We start from the raw sequence: 9,815 nt of genomic DNA on the forward strand, positions 1-9,815 counted from the left end.
AGTGCGGCAGGAGGGGCTCGAACCCCCGACCTACGGCTTAGAAGGCCGTTGCTCTATCCAGCTGAGCTACTGCCGCATCGAAATCAAAAAACGGAGTGCGCATGGGCGCGCGAGTCCGCGATTCTACACGGCGCGCGCGAGACGGCATATCGGATTGTCCCCCCCGCGCGGCCTTCGCTCAAGCAAGCTCGGGATGCAGCAGGAACCAGCCCAGGCACAGCGCGCCCGCGATCACGCAGTAAACGCCGAACGTCGCCAGCCGCCCGCGTCCCTCGAAATACTTCATCAGGAACCGCACGCTCAACAGCGCCGCGACAAAAGTCAGCACACCGCCCAACAACGCATCCGCCATCTGGCCGTGGACATGCATGAGCTTCGGCAACTCGAGCACGCCCGCGGCGAGGATGATCGGGGTGCCAAGCAAGAAGGAAAATTCCGCGGCCTTTTCAGCCGTCAAGCCGACCTGCGCGCCCGCGATCATCGTCAGGCCGCTACGCGAGAAGCCGGGAATCAAGGCGCCGATCTGCGCAATGCCAACCCATGCGGCCTGCCCGAAGGTCAGCCTGCTCGGCGCGGAAAGCGACAAAGCGCGGCGACGCTGGATCCGGTCACCGATCCACAGCAGGATGCCATTGACGATCAATGCCGCGGCGACAATGCGCAGGTCGTGGAACAGTCGCTCAAGACGCTTTTCAAGCAGGAACCCGATCAGGCCCGCCGGGATCGTACCGACGATCAGCGCCCATGCCATATGCCCCTCGGCCGTGTGCCGCCCGGCCAGCGAACCGAAGAAGCCGCGGATCAGTTGGAGCCAGCGCCTTCCGAAATAGACAAACAGGGCAAGCGCGGTACCCAGGTGCAGTGCAACCAGGAAGGGCAACAACTGAGGCGCCTGTTTGTCAAGGTGCATGCCGAACACGGCCGGCACCAGCAAGGTATGGCCAAGACTACTGACAGGAAACAACTCAGTAACACCTTGCAGGACGCTCAAGAACAGCAGGAATGCGAGACTCACGCGACGGCCCTCGTGAAATGGGTTTCTGGGACAAATGGACGACCGGGGGCGCGACGCTGCATTGCACCACGCGGCAGCTCAAGTGGGCCAGATTATGCCCGCCCCACGCAGCCCCGCCAAGCCGGCGGGACGAGGCCGCGGCACCCGCAAAACCCCGTCGGCACACGGCAATTTTTGCCGACTACGGAGAGTGAGATCGATAAAAATTTTGGTACGCAATATGTAAACACTGAAGTTGCCCGCACGCGACAGCCACAAAACTGCCGCACTCGCAGCCGGGCATTCGCGGCAAAATACGCCTCAACTTGTCGGCGGACTTGCTCCGCCACAGCCTCCAGCTGGACGTTTCGAGCTGCGCAGACCGGTGACGACAACCGGCGGGCAGCGGATCGGCAAACGTATCGATCACGCCGGCTGGGAAGCTTCAATGACAATGCTACGGGGAAGTTGTAAGCCCGCTCTCGCTAAGAGCGGGCTTTTTTTTATGGGTCGCGCGGATGCACTTTTTTGCATGTCCTCATGTGAATCCGGATCGAAACCGCGCTCGCCGAAGCTTGCGAGGCGCCTCGCGCGCCTTCGGACAATTGTTAGTCATGTCCGGACAGGCCCCATGGAGCATCGCCAACTCGAGCCTGCGCCGGTATGCTTGCCCAAGCGCATGGACTGAGCGTCTGAACAGAGCGCCCGACGTCGCGCGCCGTGAACTCAGGCGCTTTATTCTGTGCATGGCTGGCGTGATTGCCGATGGCACCCGTGCTCGGCAAATCGAGCGTCAAAGCTGTCCGTGCCAGTTGAGCGAAGCTCCCTCCACTTTTCAATTCCGTACTGCCATGACATTTCAGGGCCACGATGCAATCGAACTGACGCGCGGCGATGCCTCGCTGCGCGTTGCCCCCCAAATCGGCGGCCGCCTGCTGACCTGGCGGGTCGGCGAGCACGAGGTGATCCATTGGCCGGATCCGGCCGACTGGACTCATCCCGCCAAGATACGCGGCGGTAATCCCTTGCTGTTTCCCTTTCTCGGGCGGCACCGCGTCGACGGTAAGATCGGCGCGTGGCGCGACCGGGACGGCACGGTCTACCCATTGCCCGTCCACGGCTTTGCGCGCGATTCACAGTTCAGCGCGGAAACCGATGTCGCCGCGGCAAGTGTATCGATGACGATGACGGATTCGGATGCGACACGCGCCGTCTATCCGTTCGCTTTCCGCTTCACGGCGGTCTACCAGCTCGTCGACAGCCATTCGCTGGAAGTGTCGCTGATCACCGAAAACCGGGGCGAACGCCCCCTCCCTTATTACGCCGGCCATCATTTTTACTTCGCGCTGCCGCGCACCCTGCGCGGCGAGACGACGCTCGATCTGCCGCCGAGCCTGCGGCGCCACCAGGAGCCCGACGGCCGGCTCAGTGCGCCCGAGCCCGGCGAACCGCAGTACCGGCTGGACGACCCACGCATCCACGACCGCTTCCACGTCATCGAGGCGGTCCCGCCCGCCCAGCGCATCGCCACCTTGCATACCCCTTCCCTCAAGCGCTCGATCGTGTTTGACCTGCGCGAATCGCCCATGCCGTGGTATTCAATCACCACCTGGACTGAAGGCGACGATTCCGATTTCTACTGTGTCGAGCCATGGCTCGGCCTGCCTGATGCGATCCATAACGGCACCGGCCTGCGGTGGGTGGCACCTGGTCAATGCGAAACCGCGACGCTGCGGCTCTCGGCCCGGTTCGCATGAGACGCGGCACGATCCGCCATTCCAATTTGAGATAAGGACGCCCGGTAGAATCACAGTTTTGAAATTCCGCGCTGCATCATGTCGGCGCGTCTGCTGTTGACAATGACAATCAGAGTCTTGCGGGGAATCGGCTGTGCGGCGCTTCTGTGTGTGCTCGCGGCCTGCGGATCGGCGCCCGTCGGCGCCGGCTACTATCGTGTCGAGCGCGGCGATACGCTATCGCGCATTGCCGCGCGCAACCGGACCTCGGTCGCGGCACTCTCACGCTGGAATCAGTTGCGTGACCCGAACGACCTGGAAGTGGGACAGGTCTTGCGCGTCGTCCCACCCAACGGCAACGCACCGGTCAGAACGGAAAGCGGTAGCGGCGGCACGTCGCCGGAGAAGAGCGCAGGCAATCGTCCTCCCCCCTCGTCGGGCTCATCGGCCAGCGCATCGGGCGCCTATGCGCCGAAGCCCCCTCCCTCGAGCGTCTCGATCTCGCTGATCTGGCCTGCTGCCGGCCGGGTCGTCCGCGGCTTCAGCGCCGGCAGCAACAAAGGCATCGATATTGCTGGTAGTGATGGCGAACCGGTCGTCGCGGCTGGGGCGGGCACCGTCGTCTACGCGGGCGACAAGCTTCGCGGGTACGGCATGTTGTTGATCGTGAAGCACAATGCCGATTTCTTGACCGCATACGCGCACAATCGGGCACTACTGGTCCACGAAGGCGACACGGTCAGGCAGGGACAGAAGATTGCAGAAATGGGCAATACGGATACCGATCGCATGATGCTGCATTTCGAATTGCGCTATCGGGGCACATCGATCGATCCATCGCGCTACCTGCCGCCTCGCTGAGCGCCTCTCCCACGTCCCGGTGCCGGCGAACACGAACATCCACGCGGCAGTCTCGACGAATGCCCGCACGTTTCCCAACTGGCAAGCGAATAAGGGGCATGTGATGACAGCGACTCGAAACCTTGAGGCTCCCCGCGCCGCCCGCTTCGATATCCTGCGACGGCGCTCGCTCGCAGCAGGGCTTGCCTGCGCAGCCACGCTGCTGGCGGCAGCCTGCAACACCACGTCGACCAAGCAGACCTACCTGCCGAGCGGAGACGTCGGCTTCACCGTCAATTGCAGCGGCGACTCCTCGGGCTCGAGCTGGGCCGCCTGCTACAAGGAGGCTGGCGAAGCATGCGGTGCCTACGGCTACGACGTCGTCTCGAAAGATGGCGATGGTGGCGCACCAGCCGGCGGCTCGCTCGGCGGCATGCTTTCGTCGAATGTGAAAAACCGATCGATGCTCGTACGCTGCAAGCAATAAAGGCTTGTGCAAGCTCGTGCGGGGAGCCGCATCGAATCCCTGGGGCGGAATCGGAATCGAACAGGAAAGGCACTCTGGAACATGAGTTGCCTACACCTGAGCGCGGACGCGGACAGTGTGAACGTAACAGCGGACAACTGGATCGCAAGCGCTCTGCAGCGGACGCCCGGCGTGGCTTCCCTGCCCCTCTTGAAATGCGCCGACGCAACCCCACATCGACCGGCAAGATGCGAGCACGAGATCCCGTAATGACTAGACACAACTTCGATACATTTTGTAGCGTGCCTGCCTTTCTAGTCATGCATCATGGCGACTCGTTTCAGCAGCATTGAACACAGGCAGGCGGGTAGAGGTGGTGTATCGCGCGCAGGCCAATCACTAAGAACGATTGAATGAGGTCCATCATCATGCCGCGTCTGTTGAGTCCACATGAACTGGCGACCCTGTTGCTGCTCATGCACGCCCCCGCGCAAGTGGAAGGCGGCAATCCCTACCTCGAGGCACTGCGCAGCGAAAGTCTCGTTGAAGTCGTCGCTTTCACCGCTAACGCCGACGAAAAGAATCAATACCGGCTGACGGCCGAAGGCAATGCGGTGCTCAGACGGCTCGGCGCAGTCTGAGGCAAACATCCGACACGCGACGCTCGCATCGGAAGGCCGGCAAAGCCCGGACTAGGCCCCGACATGCAGGTCCGCCACCTGGTTGCGGCCCTGCCGCTTCGCGGCGTACAACGCGGCATCCGCTTCGTTGATCAACATTTCATAGCTTGTAAATACCTCGCGGGTCGCTGACACGCCGACGCTTGCGATAATCCACAACCGGAGAGCGGGCGGTCATCAACTGATCGATTTCTTGACGTGCCGACGGCAGTCTGCGGGAAATCTTTTGCCTGAAACCCCATTTCCGCGCTCACCGTGGCAGACTTGGCCCTCGCTCCCTCATACCCATAAAGGAGTTCGACCGATGGCGATTCAGTCAACAGACAAGCTTCCGCTTTGGACCTGCGTCCTGCCCGTGCTGGCTGTGATCATGCTTCTGGCCAAGCCATGGGTCGAAATCGGCCCCGTGCTGCTCGCTTTCGCCGTGGTATTACTTGGAGCGTCGGTATTCTCGGCAGTCCATCATGCCGAAGTCATCGCGCATCGGGTCGGCGAGCCGTTCGGCACGCTCGTGCTCGCCGTCGCCGTCACGGTCATCGAAGTCGCGCTGATCGTCTCGGTGATGCTGACCGGCGGCCCCGAAAAAGCGGCGCTCGCACGCGACACCGTGTTCGCCGCGATCATGATTGTCTGCAATGGCATCGTGGGGCTCTGCCTGCTGGTCGGTGGGATCCGCCACCGCGAACAGGACTTCCAGATTCAGGGCGCCAGCGCCGCGCTCGCCGTGCTGGCCCCGCTCTCCGTGCTGACGCTCGTGATGCCGAACTACACGAGCTCGGTCCCCGGTCCGTATCTGTCTTCGTCGCAGTTGCTGTTTGCGGGCGCCATCTCGCTCGTGCTCTATGGCACCTTCGTCTTCGTGCAGACGGTGCGCCACCGCCAATATTTTCTGCCGGTCGCGACCAATGACGAGGAGGCGGTCGCCAAACGGCCCAGTGCCAGAATTGCCCTATTGAGCGCGATCTTCCTGACGGTCTCGCTCGTGGCCGTGGTCGGTCTCGCCAAGACGCTGTCGCCGTCGATCGAACGCGTCGTGATGAATATGGGCTGGCCCGACTCGCTGGTCGGCATCATCATCGCGGCGCTGGTCCTGCTGCCCGAAGGCACGGCCGCACTGCGCTCGGCCCGCGCGGACCGGCTCCAGACGAGCCTGAACCTCGCGCTCGGCTCGGTGCTCGCGAGCATCGGGCTGACGATCCCGACGGTCGCGGTGTTGTTCGTCGCGATGCAGCAGCCGCTCGTGCTAGGCCTCGACCAGAAGGAAACAGTGATGCTCGCGCTCACCCTGCTGACCAGTGCGATCACGCTCGGGACCGGGCGGACGACGGTACTCCAGGGGGTGGTTCATCTTGTCCTCTTCCTGGTTTTCCTGTTCCTGTCGATCGTGCAGTGACGCTCCCGGGCGGACCGGCCTCGACGAAGCGCATGAACGCTTCGGCCGAAAGCGCGGGAGAGAAGAGCCAGCCCTGCGCGAAACGTGCACCGCTCTCATACAGATAGGCGGCCTGCTCCTCGTGCTCGACGCCTTCGGCGACCACGTCGAGGCCCAACGTCTGGGCGAGACCGATGATGTGCGGTGCCACGCTGCTCGAGGCCGCTTCGTAGCCGATCGTATCGACGAAGGATTTGTCGATCTTGAGCGCATCGACCGGCAAGGTCTGCAGATAGGAGAGGCTCGAATAACCCGTGCCGAAATCGTCGATATAGACAGGGTGCCCGGCCTCGCGAAATGCCTGGATGACCTGCACGGCCGCCTGAGCATCGACAAAGCCACGCTCGGTGGCCTCGATCCGTATCTGGGCGGGCTCGATTCCCGTGCCGTTCAACCGTTGCCCGAGATAGTCCAGAAAACGCCGCGAAGTCAGGTCGACCGCACTTACGTTGATCGACACATAGCAGTCGGGATGGGAACGCAAGAAGCCGCCGAGTTCGGCTATCACCCGGTCGAGCACAAGGTCCGTGATCGACTGGATCAGGCCATGGCGCTCCGCGAGTTCGATGAAGATATCGGGCGAGATCGCCGTGCCGCGATGATGCCAGCGTGCCAGCGCCTCGGCGCCGACGCAGCGGCGCGTGGCGAGCTCGACGATCGGCTGGTACTGGACCGCGATCTCGCGCCGCCTGATCGCTGCCTCGAGCTCACCCTCGATCGACAGGCGGTACCTCGCGCTCCGGATCACGAGGAAAGCGAAACAACCGCCGATCAGCAAACCGGCGCCCAGCCAGCCCCAGATACTGTTGCGCCACACTTCGGCCAGCCTCTGCCTCGGTTCGCTGACGACAACCGCGAGCGGCCAGACCTGCGAACGCCGGATCGCATAGATCCGCTTCATCTCGAGCTCCGCACGGCCTTGCTGATAGACACGCATCATCAAACGGGGATCGGCAACCGAATTGGCGGCGACCAGACGGCCTGTATCGGTATTGAAGACGGCGATACCGTCGTCGCGCGCATCGATCACGTCGACGAGCGAGAGCGGATCGATCGCGACATAGTTGCCCGCCTGGCCGATCACCAGCATGGGACGGACCGCGCCGAGCAGGCGCGGCGTCAGCAACCACGCTCGCATGCCGTCGAGGCCCGTCCATTCCGGTTCCGCCATGTGCACCGCACCGGGCGGCACGACACCCGCGAGCGAGGAGCAAAGCCAGTTGCCGGCCTTGTCGTAGACACCCGCATCCTGAACATAGCGGTTGCGAAAGGCAATCGCCCGCACGCTCGCGATATGCTCAGGCGAGCAAGGCGGTGTCGTGAGCTGCTGCATGTCGAGCAGGGCATGGCTGAACTGTCCGGAGACCAATTCAACCCGCAGCATCGCCGCATCAGCGTAAACGCCGAGGCGAGCGTGTTCGCGCGCCGCCGACGTCCGCAGCGTGAGATAGAAGCCGAGCGCAGCCGGTACCAGCGTGACGGCAAGCACCAGCAGCACCGCGAGAACGATCAGCAAACGTCTTTTCATGGGTTCGAACCCCACGAGGCCGATCGATTCGCGGCGCTCGACTGCGCAAGGGCTTTCATGTCGATTATCCTGGGGAGCAGGAATATCCCTGACAGACTGAGTCTGACAGACAGCGATACGTTGTTGCGATAGTGTTTGTGCTGGTTCCGATGGCATGCGGGTGAACGAGATCCGCAAAGACAAAAAAACCAAGGAAAAAAGCGGATAAAGCAGCGAACCCAAGAGCCTTCACACGGCCAAACACACGAGTGAACGCACAACCGTGCGGGCCTTACCTTTGGCGGAGATAGAGTAATGCGCATGGCCCGGCAGTTCCTGATCGGCATCGTCTTCATATGCATCGCCTCTCGGGCGCTTGCCTTCGATGCGACGACGCGCCTGACCAATGTGCCGTTGTCCGAACAGGACATTGCAAGCCTGTTGACACGGGGCTTGAGCAAGCAGTTCGATACGGTGTTCCCCGAACAGGGGTACGGTATCCGTGTCATCGCGTTTTCGCGCGACATCGGCAACCAGCAGGAGGCGGTGTATCTCTCCCTCGGCCTGTCGCGGCGTTTGCCTGATGGTCGCTATCTTAGTCCGCATGCGAGCGACTCAACGATCTTGACCCAAGCGTCGGGGCTTTCACTGGCACAAAAGCGGACCAATCTTATTTCGGCACTCACCTCGCTCACAGGCGAGTTCGACAAGGCCATGCTCGCGCGACGGGCGACCGCCAAATAATCGCCCCCGGGACGACGGGGCTGGCAGGCGCTTCGCCACTCGCCCTACTCCGTGGTGTGCCGCATTGCCGGCAAACAACGGTTTTAATCACCTATTTCTATTGCCCGCACTTGACTCAGTGTGTGTGACCGCCCCCGGTCGCCCGCAAATCCTTGCTGGTCAAAGCGCAACGGGGGTCACCACCACCAGCGGCGGCTTCATCGATTTAATTGTTCATAGATGAAACGTTTTTCGCCTCGCTGAATGTGCGCGAACAAACGGTTCTAAGCTATTGAATCTGCTGGAAGAATGATGTTATGTATTTGTAAGAAAGGTGATGTTGCCCCCGAAACTCGTACGTGGGGGTGAAACACTTTGTTGGATCAACATCGCGCAAACTTTTTTTCTACGCCCTGCGAATTTAGATATTTCTCAATCCTTTCAAATGCTTACGGAGCCATCCCGATAGCTGGCACTCCCCATGCTGGGCTCAACCGCTGACCGGCTTATGCCGGCGAACCAGCCGTACTTTCTAGGGAGTACTTAACCATGACTCGAACTTTGATGGCGTCGGCCGTTTGCATAGCCTTCGGGCTCAGTGCGTCAGCACTGGCAAATCCGACCAACACCGATAGTGACAGTGCAACGGCGACGGCCACGTCGACTCAGTCCGGAACCGGAGCGGAGGCCAATGAAAATTCCCAGGCCACCCAAGCCAACGACAGCAGCGCTGGCGATAACCGCGGCAATTCCGGAACGCCCACCGCCGCCGGCTACGGCACGGCAGCAGCGAACAACGGGGCGACTGCCACAGCGACGTTCTCGGATTCGTTCAACAGCAACAAGGCCATCGCCACCAGCAAGCTCGATGGCTACGTGAGCAATGTCCAAGTCTACGGCATTGGCAACGTTGCCACGAACTATGGTGATGCCAACGGCGGCAAGGGTGGCAAGGGCGGTGCCGGCTATGGTGGCAAGGGCTACGGCGGCGACGGTGGCTACGGCGGCGACGGCGGCAACGGCGGCTCGGGCGGCAATGCGAAGAATGGCAGCGCAACCGCGGGCGATTCGACCATCGGCGATGCCACGGCCGGCGCCGGCGGCAAAGGTGGGAAGGCTGTCGCCTGGGGCGGCGACGGCGGTAACGGCGGCAAGGGTGGCTCCGGCGGCAAGGGCGGCTCGGGCGGCAAGGGTGGCTATGGTGACGGCGGTGGCGGCAAGGGTGGCAGTTCGCTCGCGCTCTCCGCTTCGAAAGGCGGCTCCGGACCCGGCCGTGGCGGCTCATCGAGCGTGGGTGACGGCGACAGCACCAGCCTGACCTCGACCGGTGGCGCAGGCACGGGTACGGGCGGCGCAGGCACGTCGGGCGCGGCAACGGGCACGGGCGGCGTGGCGACCGGCGGTGCCGGCACGGGCGGTGCGGGCGGCGGCGGCGGT

8 protein-coding genes, 1 tRNA gene and 2 pseudogenes are annotated in these 9,815 nt (G+C 62.6%); 7 read left to right on the top strand and 4 right to left on the bottom strand.

Annotated features, from left to right (window positions below; translation table 11 throughout):
* Nucleotides 1–2: 2 nt before the first annotated feature.
* Together HV670_RS25445 and HV670_RS25450 are read right to left on the bottom strand one after the other, a co-directional pair.
* Nucleotides 3–76, bottom strand: a tRNA-Arg gene (locus HV670_RS25445).
* 102 nt (nt 77–178) lie between these two features.
* On the bottom strand, nt 179–1,015 hold the full coding sequence (locus tag HV670_RS25450) for an undecaprenyl-diphosphate phosphatase (RefSeq protein WP_175107774.1): 837 nt from the start codon (nt 1,013–1,015) through the stop codon (nt 179–181).
* A gap of 830 nt (nt 1,016–1,845) precedes the next feature.
* Between HV670_RS25450 and HV670_RS25455 the strand changes: the two genes are divergently transcribed.
* From HV670_RS25455 to HV670_RS25470, 4 genes are all read left to right on the top strand, one after another.
* Nucleotides 1,846–2,751 carry an aldose epimerase family protein gene (locus tag HV670_RS25455; RefSeq protein WP_175107775.1) on the top strand — a complete coding sequence of 302 codons (906 nt, stop codon included), beginning with the start codon at nt 1,846–1,848 and terminating at the stop codon, nt 2,749–2,751.
* 102 nt (nt 2,752–2,853) lie between these two features.
* Entirely contained in the window at nt 2,854–3,591 is a 738-nt protein-coding gene (locus tag HV670_RS25460; protein ID WP_175107776.1) for a peptidoglycan DD-metalloendopeptidase family protein, read from the top strand.
* A 103-nt stretch (nt 3,592–3,694) separates the two neighbouring features.
* Nucleotides 3,695–4,057: a hypothetical protein gene (locus tag HV670_RS25465; RefSeq protein WP_175107777.1), complete on the top strand. Its 363-nt coding sequence runs from the start codon at nt 3,695–3,697 to the stop codon at nt 4,055–4,057.
* Between the two features lie 392 nt (nt 4,058–4,449).
* The gene (locus HV670_RS25470; protein ID WP_175107778.1) at nt 4,450–4,677 is read left to right on the top strand and encodes a hypothetical protein; all 228 of its coding nucleotides are present in this window, start codon (nt 4,450–4,452) and stop codon (nt 4,675–4,677) included.
* 51 nt (nt 4,678–4,728) lie between these two features.
* Here HV670_RS25470 and HV670_RS25475 read toward each other — a convergent pair.
* Nucleotides 4,729–4,869 (bottom strand): annotated as a pseudogene (locus HV670_RS25475) (diguanylate cyclase domain-containing protein); the annotation flags it as partial.
* A 151-nt stretch (nt 4,870–5,020) separates the two neighbouring features.
* Here HV670_RS25475 and HV670_RS25480 point away from each other — a divergent pair.
* Nucleotides 5,021–6,109 (top strand): calcium:cation antiporter, encoded by a 1,089-nt coding sequence (locus HV670_RS25480; RefSeq protein WP_175107780.1) that lies wholly within the window; start codon nt 5,021–5,023, stop codon nt 6,107–6,109.
* Here the strand turns inward: HV670_RS25480 and HV670_RS25485 are convergent.
* Entirely contained in the window at nt 6,018–7,676 is a 1,659-nt protein-coding gene (locus HV670_RS25485; RefSeq protein WP_175107781.1) for an EAL domain-containing protein, read from the bottom strand. The two genes, HV670_RS25480 and HV670_RS25485, sit on opposite strands and share 92 nt — an antisense overlap.
* Before the next feature lie 294 nt (nt 7,677–7,970).
* Here HV670_RS25485 and HV670_RS25490 point away from each other — a divergent pair, with 294 nt between their 5' ends.
* Together HV670_RS25490 and HV670_RS25495 are read left to right on the top strand one after the other, a co-directional pair.
* Nucleotides 7,971–8,399, top strand: coding sequence for a hypothetical protein (locus HV670_RS25490; protein WP_175107782.1), 429 nt, complete (start codon nt 7,971–7,973; stop codon nt 8,397–8,399).
* A 528-nt stretch (nt 8,400–8,927) separates the two neighbouring features.
* Nucleotides 8,928–9,815: pseudogene (locus HV670_RS25495) on the top strand (hypothetical protein); the annotation flags it as partial.

The sequence above is a fragment of the Pararobbsia alpina genome, from assembly GCF_902859895.1.
In the GTDB taxonomy this organism is placed as follows: Bacteria; Pseudomonadota; Gammaproteobacteria; order Burkholderiales; family Burkholderiaceae; genus Pararobbsia; species Pararobbsia alpina.